Source organism: Acinetobacter sp. AR2-3, from assembly GCF_001878775.1.
Taxonomy (GTDB): domain Bacteria; phylum Pseudomonadota; class Gammaproteobacteria; order Pseudomonadales; family Moraxellaceae; genus Acinetobacter; species Acinetobacter lwoffii_D.
The window spans coordinates 12887-34071 of sequence record NZ_MJIQ01000026.1 but is presented as its reverse complement, the minus strand read 5'-3'; the positions used below and the strand labels follow the sequence as shown (position 1 = coordinate 34071).

The window sequence follows — 21185 nt, the reverse complement described above, 5'->3', positions numbered from 1 at the left end:
TCAGTATCATGTACATGTTACTAAGATTCACTCACATAGTATTATTATTAGTTTTTTTAGAATGATACGAGGACCATCGAGGGCATCACGCGTAAGATCGTCGGCAGCGTCAGATGTGTATAAGAGACAGGTATTATGGCAACAACATGGTGTTGCACTTCAAATGCTAATCTAAGGTAGAAAATAGTTATGATAAATTCTTTGACACTTTCAATGAGCAATTGGATGAAGATTTTAATAAGCTTGGCGCGATTTCGTTACATTTGTTTTTGATTTTAAATAATAAGAGCAAAAATCACTATCAATTTAGTGAAAAAATAGAGCTTATTAATCGTCTAGTGCTTTCTATTTTATCCACTCTTGAAAGTAAAGCGGAAACCAAAGAAAAAACAGAAGATCTAGCAAAGAAAATAAATGATTTGCTTATTTTTATGACCGAAATTATACATTCCGATGAATCCTTTAATTAAGTAAAAAGCAGCCTAAGCTGCTTTTTTAAATCACTTATCTTTCGGTTCAGGCGGTGCCATCCCAAACTGCAAATACGCCATATTGGTGGCAATACGACCACGTGCAGTTCGCATTACATAACCTTGCTGAATCAGGTAAGGCTCAATGACATCCTCCAACGTACCAGAATCTTCTGCCATGGCTGCTGCCAAGGCTTCTACGCCAGCAGGACCACCATCAAAACGCTCAAGCAACATTGATAAATAACGGCGGTCGAGTGTATCTAAACCATCTTTATCGACTTTGAGCATGTCCAAAGCACGTTGGGCCATATCCTGATTGATCTCACCGGTACCTTTGACCTGAGCGTAATCACGAACTCGACGCAATAAACGGTTAGCAATACGCGGTGTACCTCGTGAGCGACGGGCAATTTCTTTTGCGCCATCTCCAGTCATCGGTACATCCATCAAATTGGCTGAACGTTTGACAATATGGGTTAAATCTTCAACCGAATAAAACTCTAAACGTTGCACGATTCCGAAACGGTCACGCAGCGGAGAGGTGAGTAGACCGGCACGTGTGGTGGCTGCTACCAAGGTAAATGGAGGTAAATCCAGTTTAATCGAGCGCGCAGCAGGGCCTTCACCAATCATGATATCGAGTTGATAATCTTCCATCGCCGGATACAGGATTTCTTCAATCACGGGTGAAAGACGGTGAATCTCGTCAATAAACAGGACATCGCCTTCTTCCAGATTCGTTAGCATCGCTGCCAAATCACCAGCACGTTCTAGTACCGGGCCAGAAGTAGATTTCAGGTTGCCACCCATTTCTCGGGCAATAATATTGGCCAATGTCGTTTTACCCAGACCTGGCGGGCCAAAGATCAGGGTGTGATCGAGGGCCTCTTCACGGCCACGGGCTGCGCCAATGAAAATTTCCATCTGCTCACGAACCACCGGCTGACCGATGTAGTCATCGAGGGAAGTCGGGCGGATGGCGCGATCGAAATGATCTTCGGGTTTTTCAGAACCACTGATAAGACGGTCTTGCATATCTATTAACTTAATCTCTTTATCGAAGCTGTTTGATGCTGTGGAAACAGCCTCAAATAATGATTTGTGTTTAGCTGCCATTGTGTAGGCGTTGTTTTACTTTTGAAAGATCAAAAGTAACAAAAATCTTTTGTTGAACTGAGGGTGTGTCCTACACCCCAGTTCAACGGGCGACATCCTTGTCGCCATACATTTATCAAATTCAGGTTGATGGTGGACTACGATTTATTTATTCATCGACTTTAATGCCGCGCGGATAATATCGCTGGCTTCAGTAAATTCACCTTTGGCAGCATTCACCAGTTTTTGTGCTTCAGCAGGTTTATAGCCTAACGACTGTAATGCAGCTTCCGCTTCAGCCACGGCTGAATTGCCCATAAACTGAATTTGTGGTGCAGTTGAATTACTTGGCGCAGCACCTGAAGCCATGGCTTTAAAGCGGTCACGCAATTCAATCATCAGGCGTTCTGCAGTCTTTTTACCCACTCCCGGAACTTTAACCAGAGTGTTGATATCTTCATGTTCAACGGTATGGATCAGCATTTCCACACTTAAAGTTGAAAGAATACCAAGCGCCATTTTCGGACCTACGCCATTCACCTTTAATAAGGTACGGAAAATGGTTTTTTCCTGCGTATTGATAAAGCCATAAAGTAACTGGGCATCTTCACGAACAGCCAGATGGGTCCACAGGGTAATTTTCTGGCCTTTTTGCAACTGACAGAAAGTGGTTAAAGGAGTGTCAATCTCATAACCTACGCCGTTTACATTTAATAAAACAGTAGGCGCTTCAAGTGCCAGCACTTCCCCAATCAGGCATCCAATCATTTTTTATATACTCAAATTTAATACAGGCATGGTAGTCAGCATTTTCGATAAAGGCAAAACTCTATCATTCAAAAGCAGTGATTTTTCTGAGATTATCATCAGGCGCTCGTTCACATTAGAGTAACCCGGCTTTATTGCCATGCAGTTCCTGCGCCAGATTATAGGCCTGATGATCAGAAAACTTGGAGACAATATCTAGCACCTGCATAATGTTGTCATAATGATCAGCGCTAAACTGCGCACCCGAGCGTTTTAAAATAGCCATCAAACGCTGCTCTTTAAAGCTTAAAGTTTTGTGCGGCGTGGTCAGTGGAATAAAGGCATCCAGAATCGTTTGCAGACTTTGATGCGCGATAATTTCCAGACCGGCTTTTTGCGGATGTTCGAAGATTTTGTCTCGCGCCAGTTCTTTGGCCCGGTTAATGCCAATCTCAATGTCGGCACTACAATAACCCAGCAATGAGCCTTGTAGTTGACCCATCAAAATTTCCTGTTGATGTCGGGCAAAGGCCGTAGTGACTTCATCTACCAGACGTTTCATGACCCGGCCACGTAAGGCGGCAATTTTTTGTTGCCAGGTGGTATTAGGCAGGTTGATTTCTTCAGGTGTGCCATATTCTCCCAGCAAGTTCAGGAAAACTGGCTCGACTTCGGTGTAACTGAGCATATTCAGGCTAATACCATCTTCCAGATCAATCAGGGCATAGCAGATATCATCCGCAGCTTCTAAAAGATAGGTCAGTGGATGACGACAATAATGATATTCACCAAGCTGGATTAGACCTAGCTGTTCAGCAATTTCCTGCAAAATTTCTTTTTCAGACTGGTAACAACCAAATTTTGGACGTCGGCTGGCCGGGGTGTTACCAGTCGGGTCAATCGCCTCAGAGAGCCATGGGTATTTAAGATAGGCGCCGAGCGTGGCATAGGTCAGGCGCATGCCGCCATCATAGGGATGATAATCAATCTTGGTCAGCAGGCGCAGGCCTTGAGCATTGCCTTCAAACTGGCGTACATCGGCTTCCTGTTCAGGACTCAAATCTTTTAAAAAGTCGGTATGAGAAGCATCGTCAAACCATTCCCGAATAGCGTATTCACCGGCATGACCAAAAGGCGGGTTACCAATATCATGCGCCAGACAGGCGGCCTGAATGATGGCACCGACATCAGCCGGAGAAATCCAGGCAGGTAAATTATCTTTGATTTTTTCTGCAGCCAGCATACCCAGTGAACGGCCAATACAGGAGACTTCTAGCGAATGGGTCAAACGGGTATGAATACCATCGTGCTGGGTCAGTGGATGGACTTGGGTTTTGCGGTTTAACTGCCGGAAGCTTTGCGAAAAAATAATACGGTCATAATCTTTATGAAACGGGCTTCGTGCCAGTTCAGTGCTCTGCTTTTTACTACCAATCCGAACTGTCGAAAGCAGTTCTAACCAACGCATTTGAGTCATTTATCATTATTCAGTGATCCACTATTTGCATCATGCCAAAAAACTAGCTCCTGCACTAGGGCAGTGCGACATGAATTGTCATGCTCCCTATTGTTATTTTAGTCAGCTGGAAAAGACTGAGAATTAAAAATCGAAATCATCAAATGAACAATAAAAAGCAGACTCAATAGCCTGCTTTTTGTTTAGGATGAAGAATCAAATTAGCTCTTCGCCATTTTTCTTGGCCTGTTGTGTGTCTTTATAGACATTCAGACAAATCGTGAACAAGACCAGGCTTGCCACCAAAGGCCAAAAAAGTACATATAGAGTCAATAATTGACTTGTCATCTGAAATCTCCTTATTTACTTTTCTCAGATAGCTGGTGAAATTCAATCACCATCTTGTTGATTTGCTTAAAATCAAATTTTTCTTTGCTGTAGAATAGCGTCAACACAGTACATACCAGCGCACTACTGCCATACGCTGTCAGTGAGCTTAACAAGGTGCCGTATTCACGCAAGAAGCCGATGGTCCATGGCATGAAGCCAATACTGGCCAATATGCCAACGACCAGACCCACTTTCTTGCCGAAGAAACCAAAGGTCATCAAACCCAGCACCACACCAATCCCCAGGGTCGCAACGAGTTCAAAGCCAAGTGCGATCAATCCCTGGATCGGAAGCCATTCAAAACGTACTATCAGAAAGCTGAAAAATGCGAGGCCCACTGACCAGTTAAAGGCCCGGGCATTCACCTTGTCCCAATACAGACTAACAATTACCGGGAATACAATAGAGCCCCAAAGCGCACCCACAAAAATCAGCATCGACAAAATGTCAAACTTCAAGGTGGCAATCACAATCCCCAGCATGGTGGCAACGATCATGGTCATACGGCCAATAAACAGCATTTTCTTTGGATCAGGACGGTTTTTCGCAATCTGTTTGCCATAAATGTCCGTCATGACAATCGCAGACAGGGCAGACAGATCCGAGTCAGCGGTAGAAGACAGGGCTCCAATCACCATGATGAATAAAAGCGCGACCATAAATGGAGAAAGATAAGTCGCTGCCATTTGCGGAATCAGGTTATTCAGGTTGCCATCAATGGGCTGAATACCTGCAAATAGTGCCAATAACCCCAGCATGCCTAGACCAATAACAATTGCAGCATAACCAATGGTTGCAGTGATAAAACTCGGTTTGATCAGGTCTTCACGGACTGCAAACAGGCGCTGGGCAATGGTCTGATTACCAATCGCGTAGGCCAATACGGCAACAAAAAATGGTGCACCTTGTTCCAGAAAGGCTGTTTTAGAGAAAAAATCCAGCTGTTCCGGCTGCAGGTGATGAATCCCGCTTTGAAACAGGGAAGGTCCACCTAAGGTGAAGAACAAGGTTGGAATAATGATCACAGCCGCGACAATCATCGCCACCAGTTGACCAAAATCGGTAAACACCGAAGAACGGAAGCCCGACCAGAGGGTATAGGACAGCACACCGATACCGGTAATCAGCACGCCATGGATAAAGCTTAAAGGAGATAAAATCTCAACCAGTGCCCCGGCAGCGGTAAAGTTCACCATCAGGCTGATCACGCTACCCACAATATTGGAACCCGCCAGAATCATCTGGCTTTGATTGCCATGCCGGGCATGCATGATTTCTGCCAAAGTATGTGCATTAGGCGCCAGTTCACGAAAGCGCTTGCCAAAGGGATAGATAAATAAAATCATCAGCGCACCCCACAAACCATAGTGGAGGGCACCGGAAACGCCGTATGTATATCCGGATGAAGCTGCTGCATAAAACGATGCGGCCCAGATCCAGGTGGCGGTCATACTGGCCGCAGACATTCCAAATCCGATGGAGCCATTTGAGACCATGTAGCCATCGACATTTTCATTTTTCTGTTTAATACGTAACGATAGTAAAAAGGTGATGCCATAGAAAAGCACCATCAATAGTACAGTTGCTGTACTAGTGAATTGAAACATACATACTCCTTAAGCGGGTCACCTTTTGTTTTTGAAAATTAAATCATTGGTGACAGATTAAGGCTCTAAAATAGACAGAGCAGTGAAGCTATAGAACATCAAAAAATTAGTGTCCGAATATAGAATTTATATTCATCTCTACAGCAGAAAGGAAAAACCATTGCCAGGCCCAGAATTTGGACATTTCCTCAGCAATTCGGCTAGAGCTTAACATAAAATCATCAAATTTACTGATGAAGTGTCTATTTGGTAAGATTCTAAGCTGATATAGACGTGTAAATCTGTTCCTCTATTAGTTGAATAAAAAATAAAATTTTAGATATTTTTTCAGTAATTACAAATATTTATTTTAAATTTTTCGAGTTAAATAAAACTTGAGAATATGGATTAAATAAAAAGGTAACAAAATTTTATTATTAATCATTTCTTCATTATTTTTTTATATAGGCCTCATAATTCCTGGTAAATTTCCTCATAAATATAAGTGGTATTTTGCTATTTATATTGTGTTTTTTACGCATAATAGAGCTCATGAATAAATGATGAAATTTCAAAATATTGGATATGGTGGGGGATTTTGTCGATATATTTTTTGGTCTTTTAGATGAGTAAATTTCGCTTAATTATGATCTGAGAAGATAAAAATCAAATATAAAAAAATAAAAGGCCTAAATAAGAAACTTTATTTTTATTCTTTTAGAAGGTGAGAATGGATGTCCGGTTTTTCCCCCGCAGATGATGTCAAATTAAAATACCACTCATTATTAATTACTCATTTATATGGCGGAGTAATTTTTGTCGGATGCTGTAATGGCGGAGACGAGCGGAGAATTGCTCTTTGTATTTCATAAAGGCAGAAGATCTTTAACCAGTTTTCTAATCTTAGAAGTCAAAGTTAGGAGTCACTCAAAAGAATTAAAAACAGTCTGCAAAAAATACGACTTCATGAAATCTTGTAATCAAGTATTTCATTTTGGCCTAAATCGGAGTTTTGGCAGGTCATGACAATAAAACCTGAATTTGATTTTGTCCCGATTGTTGTTGAAAAATAATACAATTTTTATGCAGAAAATTATTCTGAAGCGGTTTTGATTTTTCTTGAAAAAAATGTGTTAACCTGTGCGACTACATTCAATTTTCCTGACTGAAAATAAACGAAATATTTTAAAAGTCCAGGATATTTCAGACGTAGTTTTCTGATTTAGCATCTAGCCGATTTCCTTATTTCACAGTAGAATATGCGCTCTCTCAAGTCACATTGTGGCATGGTTGTTCAGACCATCCCGTGGAGCCAAAATCAGCATGTTTATCGTTGCCGGTGCACCCGCACATTCTTCTTTTAAGAAAACTCAACTATTATCGCGTTTGACGTCAATTAGTTCTGTTCAATCAATTGAAAGTCAATGGGTCTACCTCTTTGACCAAGCGCTCAGCGAGCAACAACAGCAATCAGCTTTACAGCTTCTCAACGATGGTCAATCTTTTAAATTGCACCAGGCTGCAAGTGATGAAATCCAGATTTTAGTCACACCGCGCGTCGGAACCATCTCTCCTTGGTCCTCTAAAGCGACGGATATTTTCAAAAACTGTAATACGCCGGTTCATCGACTTGAACGCGGCGTTTTATTTACTTTGAAGGGCGTAAAAGAGCTTTCTAAAGAAGCATTGCAAGTACTTCACGACCGTATGACCGAAAGCGTATTCAATGCGATTGAAGATGCTGCGGTATTATTTGTGGAAACGGCGCCAAAACCACTAAACTCGATTGATATTCTGGGTGAAGGTAAAGAAGCACTGGTAAAAGCCAACAACGAGTTTGGTTTTGCATTATCAATGGACGAAATTGACTACCTGACTGAGGCTTTCATCACGCTGGGTCGTAATCCGAATGACATCGAACTGATGATGTTTGCGCAAGCCAACTCTGAGCATTGCCGTCATAAAATCTTCGGTTCAGAATGGACGATTGATGGTGAAGTTCAGCCATTATCCTTGTTCCAGATGATCAAGAACACCTATAAAGAATCACCAACAGATGTATTGTCAGCTTATAAAGACAACGCTTCGGTGATTGTTGGTTCGGATACCCAGCGTTTTTATCCAACTCAAGAAGACAACGGCCATCAGGTTTATAAATACAAGAGCCAAGCCGCGCATATCCTGATGAAAGTGGAAACCCATAACCACCCAACTGCGATTGCGCCATTTGCTGGTGCAGCGACAGGTTCAGGCGGTGAAATCCGTGATGAAGGTGCAACCGGTCGTGGTGGTAAGCCTAAAGCAGGTTTAACCGGCTTCACGGTATCTAACCTGAATATTCCAGGCTTTGAACAGCCTTGGGAAGAAAACTACGGCAAGCCATCGCGTATGGCCTCGCCGTTACAAATCATGATTGAAGGCCCATTGGGTGGTGCTGCATTCAACAATGAATTTGGTCGCCCAGCTTTAAACGGTTACTTCCGTACTTTTGAACAAAACGTCAATGGCGATGTTAAAGGTTTCCATAAGCCAATCATGATCGCGGGTGGTTACGGAAATATCCGTCCAGATCACGTTGAAAAAGATCCGATCTTACCGGGCGACTTGTTGATCGTACTCGGTGGTCCAGCCATGCTGATCGGTCTGGGCGGTGGTGCTGCATCTTCTGTAGATAGTGGTAAATTGGGCGAGAACCTTGATTTTGCTTCGGTACAACGTGAAAACCCGGAAATGGAACGCCGTTGCCAAGAAGTGATCGATACTTGCTGGCGCATGGAAGACCACAACCCAATCGTGTCTGTACATGACGTGGGTGCGGGTGGTGTATCAAATGCCATGCCTGAACTGGTGAATGATCATGAGTTAGGTGCAGTGCTGGATCTTCGTAAGATTCCATCTTTAGAACCTGGCATGTCTCCAATGGAAATCTGGTCAAACGAAGCGCAAGAGCGTTATGTATTGGCGATTCGTCCATCTTCTTTAGAATTATTTGAGTCAATCTGTGCACGTGAACGTTGTCCGTTTGCAGTACTGGGTGAGGCGACTGAAGCACGTCACTTAACCGTTGAAGATCCATTATTCGGCAACAAGCCGGTGGATATGCCAATGCAGGTGATGCTTGGTGGTACTCCACGTATGAGCCGTACTTATGAAACGATTGAACGCAAAGGCGATGATTTTGACGCGGCTAAAGTCACAGATCTGAAAGATGCGATTTATCGCGTTCTTAAAAACCCGACTGTTGCTTCTAAATCGTTCCTGATCAGTATTGGTGACCGTTCGATTACCGGTATGGTCGCGCGTGATCAGATGGTAGGTCGCTGGCAGGTTCCTGTCGCGGATGCTGCTGTGACTACAACAAGCCTTGTCGGTTACACCGGTGAAGCGATGGCAATGGGTGAACGTCCTCCAGTAGCCTTGTTGAATCCTGCTGCATCAGCACGTTTATCAGTTGCTGAATCAATCTCGAACATCATGTCTGCGAAGATTGAAAAAATCAGTGATATCAAATTGTCTGCAAATTGGATGGCTGCTGCGGGTCAACCGGGCGAAGATCAGGCATTGTTCGAAGGCGTGAAAGCCATCGGTATGGAAATGTGTCCTGCACTGGGTATCGCGATTCCAGTCGGTAAAGACTCATTGTCTATGCGTACCACCTGGAATGATGAAGGTGAAGACAAGTCTGTGACTTCTCCAATGTCGGGCGTGATCACTGCATTTGCGCCAGTGACTGATGTGCGTCAAACATTGACTCCTGAACTGAAAGATATTGAATCTATATTGGTTCGTATTGATCTGTCTAAAGGTCAGTTCCGTCTAGGTGGTTCGATTCTGGCGCAGGTGTATAAAGCAATCGGTTCAGTGACGCCTGATGTCGACAGTTTCGATGACTTCAAAGCATTTTTCGCATTGGTTCAAGACTGGAACAACCGTGGCTTAATCAAAGCATATCATGACATCGGTGATGGTGGTTTATTGGCGACTGTTGCAGAAATGATGTTCGCATCACGTCTGGGTGTTGCTCTAGAAGATCAATCAACTGCAAGCCTATTTGCTGAAGAGATTGGTGCAGTGCTGCAAATCTCGAAAGCAGATTGGGAAGCATTACAAGCTGAAGTTGCAGCATCTACGCTTAAAGATGCAATTGCAGTGGTTGGTAGTGTAAACAATACGGACCAATTGTCTATCAATGGTCTGGTACTTGAACGTGCTGACCTGCAAGTGGCATGGACTGAAGTTTCTCATCAAATCCAGCGCCTACGTGACAACGTACAAACTGCAGATCAGGAATTTGCCTTAATTACTGATAAAGCGCACAAAGGTATTATCGCCCAACCAACATTCGACTTGAATGAAGCGATTGAAGCACCTTTCATTAACTTGCGTCGTCCAAATATGGCAATTCTGCGTGAGCAGGGTGTGAATGGTCATATTGAAATGGCGGCAGCTTTCGACAAAGTCGGTTTCAATACCGTTGACGTCCACATGAGTGACTTGCTGGCAGGTCGTATCAGCCTGGATGATTTCGAAGGTCTGGTGACGTGTGGTGGCTTCTCGTATGGGGACGTGATGGGCGCTGGTGGGGGCTGGGCGAAATCCGTATTGTTCAATGCTAAATTGCGTGACCAGTTTGAGAAATTCTTCAACCGTCAAGAAACCTTCTCGCTGGGTATCTGTAACGGCTGTCAAATGTTGTCTCAATTGGCTCCATTAATTCCGGGTGCGGATGCTTGGCCACGTTTCCATCGCAATACGTCTGAAGTATTTGAAGCACGTGCAGTGAACGTTCGTGTGGAAAAATCGAATTCAGTCTTGTTGCAAGACATGCAAGGTTCGATTCTGCCGATCGCTGTGGCGCATGGTGAAGGTCGTGCAGTTGCAACTGCGGAAAACTTTGCTGCATTGAATGCATCGAATCAGGTGGTTTTACGTTATGTAGATAGCCATGGCAATGCAACTGAACAATATCCGTTGAACCCGAATGGTTCACCAGAAGGTATTACCGGTGTAACGTCTCAGGATGGCCGTGCAACGATTATGATGCCGCACCCTGAACGTAACTTCCGCGCGATCCAGCATTCATGGAAACCAGAAGGCTGGGATCAGGATGGTGCTTGGTTACGCATGTTCCGTAATGCACGTAAATTTATTGGCTAATTGATATAATCAAGAATTAAAAAAGCCCCGAAAGGGGCTTTTTTAATAAGCAAATTATAGATTTATAGGTGATTAGATATAGAATTGAAAAAGATTAAAAAATGAATAAAGAGTCCTCAAATATCCGATTTAATTGAAAAAGTTTTACTTTTACAAGAATTGCTAATAGCTAGAGCTACTGATACTTATGAAAAAGGTTCTTCAGAGGCATTTATGCAGCTTAGACAAGAGTTACTGACATTTAAAAACTTTTATGAATATATTCCATTTTTTATTAAAGACACACGCACATTAGATGAATTTGAAGCTAGGATTAAGTGGGATTTTGAATCTTACGCTGAACGTGAAAATTATATTTATTCGGAATTTAAAGAATTCTTTAATGTATTAGAAAGTCTAGATGTTCCTCCATTGGATCAGGTAGTACAGTTGAAGATTGCTGAATTAAGCTCGGATTATATACATCAAATATGGCAGAAAGCATTAGAGCGAAGAAGTACAGATCCCGAAGGTGCGATTACATTAGCTCGAACACTTTTAGAATCGACCTGCAAATATATTCTTGATGAATACGAAGTCGGTTATGGCAATGCTCCAGATATAAATCAACTGTATAGATTGGTGAGTAAAGAATTAAACCTTGCTCCATCTCAACATACGGAGCAGACTTTCAAACAAATTCTCGGAGGATGTAGTTCCATCATTGAAGATTTAGGATCATTGAGAAATAAAGTGGGTGATGCTCATGGGCAAGGTAAAATAAACTTTAAACCTTCTCCAAGACATGCAGAATTAGCAGTGAATTTGACTGGTACAATGTCCGTGTTTTTATTCTCATCTTGGAAATTAAAACAAGGTGAATGAATTTTTTATTATAAATATTGTTTTTAAATAGTATCTTAATTTTACTGTATGGAAAAATTAAAATAAATTCACTAACATAGGATTATTCAACCACCAATTTGGTGGATTTTTGCTTTTTAAGCATTCTGATTTTTTAATTTTTTTCTTCCTGCTGAGTTGGTTTAGATTTTGCTTTTATATTGTATATAAAGTGCTATGGTATGTTTTATGCACAACTTTATTGCACTATAAAAGAAAGATGGAATAGATCGGTTCAGTATCAATTCTCAAAGATGAGGTGATGACATGGCTAAAACACTTAGAATAATGGATAAGGCGGCAATGCGTCAGAAAGGCTGGATGTTGTTTTGTATTGTTGTAGGACTACAAATATTGTTCGTCGTGGGCAGTTACTTGCTGCAGGGTTCTTGATCATCAGCTTTAAGAAAGCCACCATTAAGGTGGCTTTATAATTTAAATAACCAATTGAACCTGCTTCAATACCGCCTTTAACGTATTTTCATAATCAAAAGCTTTATTGGTACTGTCCTGATAACGCCAACCACATAACCATCTGGACGAACCAGAATTGCGCCAGATTCATGAATTTCAGACTTGGCATTCCAGGTGCCATACACATCTCGGTAATCACGTGCCCCAATTTGAATGACATCCAAATAAGGTAAGTTCAGTGATTCGGTCGCCTGTTTCCAGCCTTTACCCGATAAACCAGTCAGCAGGATAAAACGACCTTTACCGGTAATATCCAGAGTGGACTGCTTTTGACCATTGGTATTAACCAGCCAGGTATGTGGCACTTTAGCACCCGGACGTGTTGTTGCTTGCAGATAAAGCTGCTGATCACGCTCAAATCTTTCAGGCTCAGCTTCGCTAATGACTGCATTGGAGGTATAGCGCTGATTTAACTCTATACCTTGCGCATTAAACTCATAATTTTTTACTGCTAATGCTTTGAACAATTTCTGGCGGATTTCAGCACCTTGCTCATCTTCCGAAAAAATACGTTCCAGCATTTGTTTTTGTGTAGTCACACCATTGTCAAAACCAAAGACTTCTTTCAGGTATTTATAATCAAAACGTGATTGATTCGCTCGCGCCACAATTTGCTTGCCGACCGGTGCACGCTCAGTCGTATAGGAATCCAGCAGGGAAGGTGCAGCCCAGCCTTTTACCGCGTATGCTAGTTTCCAGCCTAGGTTAAAGGCATCCTGCATGCAGGTATTTGAACCTAGGCCACTCGATGGTGGATGACGGTGTACCGCATCACCACCGCAGAATACGCGACCTTTAGAATATTCAGTTGCCCAGGTCTGGTTCACATACCAGTACGACAATTTCTGGATTTCGACTTCTTCAACTTTTGCACCGACAAAGGCATTCAGGCGGGCACGTACCTGTTCTTCAGTCACTTGTGGTTCGCCTTTGGAAACGTCAAAGCCCCAACCCATAATCCATTCATGCCATGGCGTAATGGCACGTAACAATCCCATACCGAGATCGCCAAAGCTGGCTTCAGGATTCACGATCCATTGCAGAATCGCAGGACGGTGCTGTACATATTTAGTCAAATCAGCTTTAAAGGTCACATACACTGTACCGGCACGTGCCATGACACCTTCCAGTGGCAAGCCGAGCTGTTCCAATACACGAGATTTAGCACCATCCATACCCACCAGATATTTTGCTCTTAAGCTAAATTCAGTATTGGTAATGCGGTTCAGGAAAGTAGCAGTCACGCCATCTTCATCCTGCACATGTGACAGGTATTCAGTATTGAAGTTATAAATTGCACCACGTTCACCGGCATTTTTCACCAGTAAAGCTTCCATTTTTGGCTGAATCAGATCGACTAATGGACATGGACTGCCTTGGATATAGTCACCATGACGTTCATCACCGGTACCCCATGCACTTAAACGGGCGATTTCTTCGCTGACCAGACTGGTGGTAATCAGGCTTTCACCCATCTGTTCCCATGGTGTTGCAATCTCTTTAACCTGTTCTTCAATACCTAAATCACGTAATACTTCCATGGCACGCTGATTGGTAATATGGGCACGCGGACTATTGGCCAGCCAGCTAAACTGGGTAAACAGTTGTACCTTGATACCATAATTCGCCAAAGCCAAACCTAATGTTGAACCTGCAGGACCGGTACCAATGATCAGAACATCAGTGTCATAGTGTTGTGTCATACAAGACTCCATGTGTATAGGTGAAGAACAAGCTATCTATATAATCAGGCAGTCTAGTAAAACAGGATCTGTTGATATAGCGATATTCATATAAACTATCGACCTATTCTTATTTGCAATACGTGGGTCATAATCTTAAGATGCTGACCTGATCAGAAACCGGGCAGGCTATGGAACTTCGACATTTACGCTATTTTATTACTGTGGCGCAGCAACAAAGTTTTACCAAGGCTGCCGAAAAACTGTTTACCGCTCAGCCGTCATTAAGCCAGTAAATTAAGGATCTGGAGCAGGAAGTAGGCGTCATGCTGTTTGATCGTTCATCCAGAAAGGTCAAACTCACCGATGAAGGGCAGGCTTTTCAGATCTATGCCGAAAAAGCACTGGAAAATGCTAAACTGGCAGTAGCAGCAGCGCGTCAGGTTGCGCAGCAGAAAAATAACCAGATTCACATTGGCTTCCTGAATGTCGCAGAAATAAAAGTGATGCCACAGATTCTGGCCCAGCTTAAAAAAACCATGCCGGACTTAAAAATCCATCTGCATAGCCTGACCTGTATGGAACAGATTCAGCGGCTAAAAAATGCTGAACTGGATTTATGTATTACCCGCTTTCATCTGGACCATCCAGATTTTGAGAATATTCATTTATTAACCGAGCAAATTTATCTGATAGCCGCTCAGCACTTACATTCTACAGATCGAATCCTGAAATTACAGGAACTAAAAAACCATAATATAATTATGTGTGAGCAGAATGCTTCACCAGTATTTTATGAAAAGCTGGATAGACTACTCTGCATTGATCAGCTTGAGCATGAACAGCTGTTGTGGGTGACCAATGTCTTGCAACACATCAATCTGACCAATATGGGAATGGGCTTTAGTTTTGCGCCTGAATATTTACTGCGGTTTTTGAATGATCATGTGAAAATTGTCCAGACTGATCAGGCACTGCCAAAACTGGGCTTGTATGCAACATTTAACAAGAATTCCCAAAATCCTGCATTGAAGATGATTACCCAAGCCCTTAACAATACGACAAGTATCTGAATTGCAGGAAGGAATATATGTTAAAGCTGATTTATTACGTACCGGATGAAAATTTGGAAGACACCAAGAATGCGATATTTGCAGCAGGGGCAGGCGGCATTGGTGAGTATACGGACTGTGCCTGGCAGGTTTTAGGAACCGGACAGTTTAAGCCGCAGGAAGGTGCAGATCCTCATATTGGTGAAGTGGGTAAACTGGAACAGGTACAAGAATGGCGGGTAGAAATTCTGGTGCCGGATGAAAAGGCAGTCGAAGTGGCCAAGGCGCTGAAAGAAAGTCATCCTTATGAAGAGCCAGCCTTTGAATTTATTCAGCTTCTGGATATCAAAGTCTAAAATTGATACTCTGCTGCGGCGCGTTTAACTTAGCGCGCCGTTAATCTAGATTCAGAAACCAGCCGACCTGCTTTTGTTATTATCATTTCTTCCAGAATAATCCAAAGAAAAAATATAATAAGGAAAATAACAATGCCGTGGCCAAAACCGCTGAGCAGTGCGCTTAAGAATACCCTCAGTAAATCTATCCAGTACGGTACAGAAATCCTGCATCAGCGCATTCCATATTCGCCAGATAATCCCTATCTGGAAGGTATATTTGCACCAGAGCGGCAGGAACACTTTTCCACAGATTTAAAGGTTGAAGGGCAGATTCCTGCAGAACTGGATGGTGCATTAATGCGGATTGGTCCAAATCCTATTACAGTCAAAAACCCACGCAACTATCACTGGTTTACGGGCGATGGCATGTTGCATGCGCTCAGACTGAAGGGTGGTGAGGCACATTGGTATAAAAGCAGTTATATCGGTTCTGCCAGTGTGCAGAAAAAACTTCATCGACCACAAATTCCCGGTAAAACGCGAGGTGTCGCGGATGCAGTCAATACCAATGTTATCCACTTTGCCGGAAAAATCTGGGCACTGGTAGAAGCGGGTGCATATCCAGTTGAGTTGAATGCTGCACTGGAGTCAAAACGACATCATTTGTTTGAAGATGATCAGGATTTTCCATTTACTGCCCATCCGCATATTGATCCTGAAACGGGCGATATTCATGCGATTTGTTATGATGCTTTAAGTCAGAACAAAGTTTTTTATCTACAGATAGATTCCACAGGAAAATTGAAACATCACGTCGACATTCCAGTGAAACATGGTCCGATGATTCATGATTGTGCTATTACCAGATCCCAGGTTCTGATTCTGGACCTGAATGTTAACTTTTCTGTATGCAGTGCTTTAAAGGGTTCAATGTTGCCATATCAATGGAATCCAAAACGGCAGGCACGCATTGGTATATTGCCTTTTGGCGGTAAGGCAATAGATATTCGCTGGTATGAGATTGATCCCTGTTTTATTTTTCATACCGTGAATGCTTATGAGCTGGATTCTGGTGATGTGGTTATGGATGCGGTGGTGCACCCCAAAGCATTGGTCAGTTCGATTCAGGGACCGATTGAAGATCAGGATATTCGGCTGGAGCGGTTCATTTTTGAACATGGCACTGGAAAAGTGGCTCGGACGATATTATCCGAGATGAAACAGGAATTCCCACGGATTAATGAAGCTTATACCGGGCGGCCTTATCGCTATGTCTACACTATTTCCTTTGGCGAGTTTGATGATCCTTCTCATGTCAGCAGCAATACTCTTTTGAGCCATGATGTGGAAACTGGCAATTCAGAAAGCTATTCTTTTGGAGAGAATTGGGTGACAGGAGAGGTGATATTCGTCGCACGGGAAGGGGCGCAAGCTGAAAATGATGGCTGGCTGATGTCTTATGTTCATGCTTTAGATGGACGCCCATCCAAAGTGGTGATTCTGGATGCACAGCATATGGCTGAAGGGCCGATTGCAACCATTCATTTACAGGTACGTGTACCCGTCGGGTTTCATTGTAACTGGGTTGATTATCGGAAATTAAGAACCCACTATTCATAGGTTTTGATTATTTACTGGCATTTTTAAGATGACATAGCTTTCATATAGCGTGAAGACTTCACTCTCTGTTTGCAGGCTGATAGGGCTTTAAAGAACGAAAAATATATTGCATAGGATAAGCAAAATTATGTGTTAGGCAGAAATTCATTCTTGAATCTCTGCCTAAGCGCGATATCCATATCACCAAATGAGGTAGAACTTAAGGCTTTGTTTTTCTATAGCTGCTATTAAACCTTCTGAATAAACAGCTCACGATCAAAACGGTACTGAGGGAAGAATACTCCATCTTCGGCACGTTCACCTGCACCAATTACCATGACCGGATACTGTTCATCATTTAATTTCAGAATTTCACGAACCATCGGCTCATCAAAACCTTCCATCATACAGCTGTCAAAACCATAAGCACGTAAAGCTAAGACCAGATTTTCACAAGCGAGCGCCGTTGTTTTGGTCGCCCACAGTTTCGCATCAGCTGGGCTGAAAGCAGACACTGGCATTTGTTTGTCCAGTGTACGGGCAACTTTGAAAGCCACTTTCTTAAAGTTACCAAAAGCATTCAGATAACCAGTCTTATAGTTGTAAGGAATATATTTATAGTATTTCTTAATCGCGGGCGGTGCTTCAGGAAATGGAAATTCATTCACATTACGTTTCGCCATTTCATCGATACGATCGGTACGTGCGATACAGACAATTAGCTCAGAAGCAGTTTTAGCTGCCAGTTGACTCATACAGGCTTTGACCAGACGTTTTTTCTTGCCCGGATTTTGTACCACATAAAAAGTCCAAGGCTGCAAGTTCGACGAATTTGGTGCCAACAACGCCAGATCCAGACAGGCATCCAGCACTTCGACAGGAATTGGCTTTTTGGTAAATTTACGCACTGAACGTCGACTTTCAATCACTTTACGAAAATTATCGACATCTATATCTTGAGGTGTAGGTTCGTAATAACGTTTCTTTTCTGGATTTGAACTATCTGTTGTTTCGGAAGAGTTTTGAGAGTTTTGATTTGGCATATTCAGATTCTTGGAAAAATAAAAGATTGAGGCAGTCTAAACCACCTCGTTGAACTCATAAGTTTGAAAATTAGTTGAATTGTGTGAAGTCAGGTTTACGTTTTTGCATAAACGCTTGAACCGCTTCCAGCATTTCTGGCGAGCCTACACGCTGCATGAAAATTTCTGCTTCATGGTCAATCCATTCCACAATTTCATTCACATTGTGTTTCATCAAGGCTTTGGATTGCACCAGTGATGCTAATGGCAGGGCAGAGAGCTGGGCAGCTTGTGCTGCTGCTTTAGTGTAAACATCTTCTTCAATGCTATTCACCAGACCTGCGTCGAGCGCTTTTTCGCTATTGAATTTTTGCGCAGTCAGCAATAATTCAGCTGCTTTATGATAGCCTGCCTGTTGAATCAGTAATTTGCTTGATGCGCCTTCAGGCGATAGACCCAAACTGACAAATGGAATCTGGAACAGAGTAGTATTGTCACTATAAACCAGATCACAATGCAGTAAAATTGTCACGCCAATGCCGATTGCAACACCACGCACGGCTGCAATCAATGGCTTGGAAAATTTTGCGGCAGATTTCAGTAAAACAAATGGCGGGCCTTCAGCAGCAGGTGCCTGACCTTTCTTCGCAGCAGATTTCATAAAATCCTGCATATCATTGCCCGCACTAAAGTCTGCATCCTGACCACGTAATACAACTACACGAACTTCAGGTGCCTGATCAGCTTCATCCAAGGCTTTCGCAATCCAGAGATACAGCTCGCTATATAACGCATTTTTCGCTTCCGGGCGATTGATGGCTAAAGTGAGTACACCATGTTCTAAATTCGCATTCAAATGCTCATGAGGTTGTTGAATACAGCTCAGTGTCATCGTACTATCCTTGCTTTAAAACTTAATTTGATTTTATGGGAATGATTATGTCGCATATTTATTGGGACAGCACAACTCATGAGTCATAAAAAACTGATCCCTTATGAAATATACATTTGATTATCTGGTTTTCATTGGCCGTTTTCAGCCTTTTCATCTGGCACACATGCAAACGATTAACATTGCCCTGCAACACAGTCAACATGTGATTTTGGCTCTCGGCTCTGCGCAAAATGAACGCAATATCAAAAATCCATTCTTGGCTTCGGAGCGTGAAGCCATGATCCTGTCAAATTTTAGTCCAGAAGATCGGGCTCGGATCAAATTTGTAGAAGTCATTGATGTTTATAATGATGAAAAATGGCAAAAACTGGTGAAATCGCTGGTGAATCAGGTTATTGAACCGGATGCCAAAGTTGGGCTGATTGGGCACTTTAAAGATGATTCTTCTTATTATTTAAAGTTTTTTCCAGAATGGGAAATGGTCGAACTTGACAGTCTTGAAGATGCCTTATCCGCCACGCCGATGCGTGAAGCTTATTATCGTGGCGAAATTCAACGGGATAAATTTCCACAAGGCACAATTGATTTTCTAGAGAATTTCCAAAAAACCACGACCTATCAGCAACTCAGTGAAAAATTTGCCCAGAATGATAAAACCAATCTAGTTTAAAAGTATCAGGTTGTTATGGGTTGATTCATGGTAGTTTGAGCATGCTGTTTCAAACATTCGCCTAAAATTTCCAGGGCAGACGACTGTTCTTTCCAGTGATGCCAATACAAGGGTACTTCAATTCGCATCTCACTCGAAAGTTCAAGCAGTTCACCTGACTCCAGCAAATCCCTGGTTTGATAGTCCGGCAGCCAGCCATATCCTAGACCCATGACAATCGCATCAAAAAACGCATGGGTCGATGGAATAAAGAAATGAGGATATTGAGCAAGGTTCAGGCCAAATTCGTGCTGAATAAATTGGGTATGGAGTTGGTCTTTTTCATTAAAAATAATGGCAGGGGCAAGGCGTAGCGCATCCCGATGTACCCCTTGATGAAACCAGTTTCGGGAAAAGTCAGGGGTGGCGACCAGACGATACTGCATCTGTCCGATCAACTCAGCCCGGCAACCTTTCATTGCCTTGGCTTCAGTACTCAAACAGGCATTGACGAGACCTGCTTCTAACAGATGATGAGTCTGTGATTGATCATCTACCTGAAAATGCAGCACAATTTTATGCTGGATCAGCTGGGTTTGTAAGGTTGGTAATAGCCAGGTCGCGAGTGAATCAGCATTGGTGGCAATATTCAGGCAGTAGAAACCTTCATGTTGCAGCTGTCCACCCAGATCCTGCATCAGATTCTGTTCTAGCAAACGTTGATGCTGTAAATAATGCAATAAAGTTTGTCCTGATTGGGTCACGCGGCAAGGCCGATCTCTCACCAGAAGCAATTGTCCCAATTTTTTTTCCAGACTTTGAACACGAAGGGTCACTGCCGAGGCAGTAATATTTAGCTGCTCGGCAGCCAGATCGAAACTTCCCGTTTTTGCAACTGCGTAAAAAGCATCACATTGTTTCGCATTCAGCATATCTGTTATCTAAAAATAATTTAGTTAAATTGATATTAACTTAGTTTTAATTAATCGCATCCATTTTGTTGAATAATTCATTTATTCAAAAAAGGGGAATGTGATGTTCAGTTATATGGTGAGTGGTTTTGCTGTGGGAATGAGCCTGATTATCAGTATCGGTGCACAGAATGCTTTTGTATTAAAACAAGGTTTAAAACAACAGCATGTGTTCTGGGTCTGTGTGATTTGTGCCTTGTCTGATTCCATTTTAATTCTGCTTGGCGTACTGGGCTTTGCGCGCGTCATTGAACATTATCCGGATATTGTTATATTTTCTAAATATATTGGCGCAGGATTCCTATTTTATTATGGTTTGCACCATGCGATCAGCGCATTTAAATCAACAGAGGTTTTAGCACCAAGTGATCAGCTAACAGAGCATTTTCTACAAGTACTGATGATCTGCCTGGCTTTTACCTGGCTAAATCCGCATGTTTACTTAGACACAGTCATATTGATTGGATCAATTTCAACCCAATACGCCTTAGGAAAATGGTGGTTTGCTTTAGGTGCTGTCTGTGCTTCCTGGTTCTTTTTCTTTAGTTTGGGATATGGGGCAAAGATACTGACGCCTTGGTTCCAGCATCCAAAAGCATGGAAAATACTGGATGCTATTATTGCCTGTACCATGTGGGGCGTCGCGGTGTCATTAATCCTCAGTATTTGATTCAGGCTACAAAAGCCGATAGATCGGTTAAGAAGTTGACCAAGCGT

The 21185-nt window shown here is 42.6% G+C and carries 16 protein-coding genes and 2 pseudogenes; 9 read left to right on the top strand and 9 right to left on the bottom strand.

Features of this window, described 5'->3' with window-relative positions; genetic code table 11:
- The first annotated feature begins 221 nt into the window (after positions 1 to 221).
- Positions 222 to 470 carry a hypothetical protein gene (locus BFN00_RS02880; RefSeq protein WP_228284867.1) on the top strand — a complete coding sequence of 83 codons (249 nt, stop codon included), beginning with the start codon at positions 222 to 224 and terminating at the stop codon, positions 468 to 470.
- A 30-nt stretch (positions 471 to 500) separates the two neighbouring features.
- On the opposite strand, the gene ruvB is transcribed toward BFN00_RS02880, so the two are convergent.
- The 5 genes from ruvB to BFN00_RS02860 form a co-directional block, all read right to left on the bottom strand.
- Complete coding sequence (ruvB, locus tag BFN00_RS02875; protein WP_005247592.1) at positions 501 to 1508, bottom strand: Holliday junction branch migration DNA helicase RuvB; 1008 nt, start codon at positions 1506 to 1508, stop codon at positions 501 to 503.
- A 225-nt stretch (positions 1509 to 1733) separates the two neighbouring features.
- Positions 1734 to 2336: a Holliday junction branch migration protein RuvA gene (ruvA, locus tag BFN00_RS02870; protein WP_005106411.1), complete on the bottom strand. Its 603-nt coding sequence runs from the start codon at positions 2334 to 2336 to the stop codon at positions 1734 to 1736.
- Positions 2337 to 2451: 115 nt separating this feature from the next.
- The gene (locus BFN00_RS02865) at positions 2452 to 3792 is read right to left on the bottom strand and encodes a deoxyguanosinetriphosphate triphosphohydrolase (protein WP_005106412.1); all 1341 of its coding nucleotides are present in this window, start codon (positions 3790 to 3792) and stop codon (positions 2452 to 2454) included.
- Between the two features lie 195 nt (positions 3793 to 3987).
- On the bottom strand, positions 3988 to 4119 hold the full coding sequence (locus tag BFN00_RS16045; protein ID WP_004645659.1) for a putative transporter small subunit: 132 nt from the start codon (positions 4117 to 4119) through the stop codon (positions 3988 to 3990).
- Between the two features lie 11 nt (positions 4120 to 4130).
- Positions 4131 to 5768: a sodium:solute symporter family transporter gene (locus BFN00_RS02860; protein WP_071850395.1), complete on the bottom strand. Its 1638-nt coding sequence runs from the start codon at positions 5766 to 5768 to the stop codon at positions 4131 to 4133.
- 1302 nt (positions 5769 to 7070) lie between these two features.
- Between BFN00_RS02860 and purL the strand changes: the two genes are divergently transcribed.
- From purL to BFN00_RS16220, 3 genes are all read left to right on the top strand, one after another.
- Positions 7071 to 10904: a phosphoribosylformylglycinamidine synthase gene (gene purL / locus BFN00_RS02855; protein ID WP_071850394.1), complete on the top strand. Its 3834-nt coding sequence runs from the start codon at positions 7071 to 7073 to the stop codon at positions 10902 to 10904.
- Positions 10905 to 11117: 213 nt separating this feature from the next.
- Positions 11118 to 11768, top strand: coding sequence for an abortive infection family protein (locus BFN00_RS02850; RefSeq protein WP_228284866.1), 651 nt, complete (start codon positions 11118 to 11120; stop codon positions 11766 to 11768).
- Between the two features lie 285 nt (positions 11769 to 12053).
- The gene (locus BFN00_RS16220; protein ID WP_004645654.1) at positions 12054 to 12179 is read left to right on the top strand and encodes a KGW motif small protein; all 126 of its coding nucleotides are present in this window, start codon (positions 12054 to 12056) and stop codon (positions 12177 to 12179) included.
- 42 nt (positions 12180 to 12221) lie between these two features.
- Here BFN00_RS16220 and BFN00_RS02845 read toward each other — a convergent pair.
- Positions 12222 to 13963: pseudogene (locus BFN00_RS02845) on the bottom strand (FAD-dependent oxidoreductase).
- Between the two features lie 170 nt (positions 13964 to 14133).
- Here BFN00_RS02845 and BFN00_RS02840 point away from each other — a divergent pair.
- The 3 genes and pseudogenes from BFN00_RS02840 (at position 14134) to BFN00_RS02830 (ending at position 16952) form a co-directional block, all read left to right on the top strand.
- A pseudogene (locus BFN00_RS02840) lies at positions 14134 to 15015 on the top strand (LysR substrate-binding domain-containing protein).
- Between the two features lie 17 nt (positions 15016 to 15032).
- Positions 15033 to 15350 (top strand): YqfO family protein, encoded by a 318-nt coding sequence (locus BFN00_RS02835; RefSeq protein WP_071850392.1) that lies wholly within the window; start codon positions 15033 to 15035, stop codon positions 15348 to 15350.
- A 132-nt stretch (positions 15351 to 15482) separates the two neighbouring features.
- Positions 15483 to 16952: a carotenoid oxygenase family protein gene (locus tag BFN00_RS02830; RefSeq protein WP_071850391.1), complete on the top strand. Its 1470-nt coding sequence runs from the start codon at positions 15483 to 15485 to the stop codon at positions 16950 to 16952.
- Positions 16953 to 17179: 227 nt separating this feature from the next.
- Here the strand turns inward: BFN00_RS02830 and BFN00_RS02825 are convergent, their stop codons facing one another.
- Positions 17180 to 17974: a nitroreductase family protein gene (locus tag BFN00_RS02825; protein WP_071850390.1), complete on the bottom strand. Its 795-nt coding sequence runs from the start codon at positions 17972 to 17974 to the stop codon at positions 17180 to 17182.
- Between the two features lie 70 nt (positions 17975 to 18044).
- On the bottom strand, positions 18045 to 18845 hold the full coding sequence (locus BFN00_RS02820; protein ID WP_071850389.1) for an enoyl-CoA hydratase-related protein: 801 nt from the start codon (positions 18843 to 18845) through the stop codon (positions 18045 to 18047).
- Between the two features lie 103 nt (positions 18846 to 18948).
- On the opposite strand from BFN00_RS02820, the gene BFN00_RS02815 reads away from it, so the two are divergent.
- Complete coding sequence (locus BFN00_RS02815) at positions 18949 to 19518, top strand: nicotinate-nicotinamide nucleotide adenylyltransferase (RefSeq protein ID WP_071850388.1); 570 nt, start codon at positions 18949 to 18951, stop codon at positions 19516 to 19518.
- 5 nt (positions 19519 to 19523) lie between these two features.
- Here BFN00_RS02815 and BFN00_RS02810 read toward each other — a convergent pair whose 3' ends face one another.
- The gene (locus BFN00_RS02810) at positions 19524 to 20429 is read right to left on the bottom strand and encodes a LysR family transcriptional regulator ArgP (RefSeq protein ID WP_071850387.1); all 906 of its coding nucleotides are present in this window, start codon (positions 20427 to 20429) and stop codon (positions 19524 to 19526) included.
- 103 nt (positions 20430 to 20532) lie between these two features.
- Between BFN00_RS02810 and BFN00_RS02805 the strand changes: the two genes are divergently transcribed.
- Complete coding sequence (locus BFN00_RS02805; RefSeq protein WP_071850386.1) at positions 20533 to 21138, top strand: LysE/ArgO family amino acid transporter; 606 nt, start codon at positions 20533 to 20535, stop codon at positions 21136 to 21138.
- Positions 21139 to 21185 lie beyond the last annotated feature (47 nt).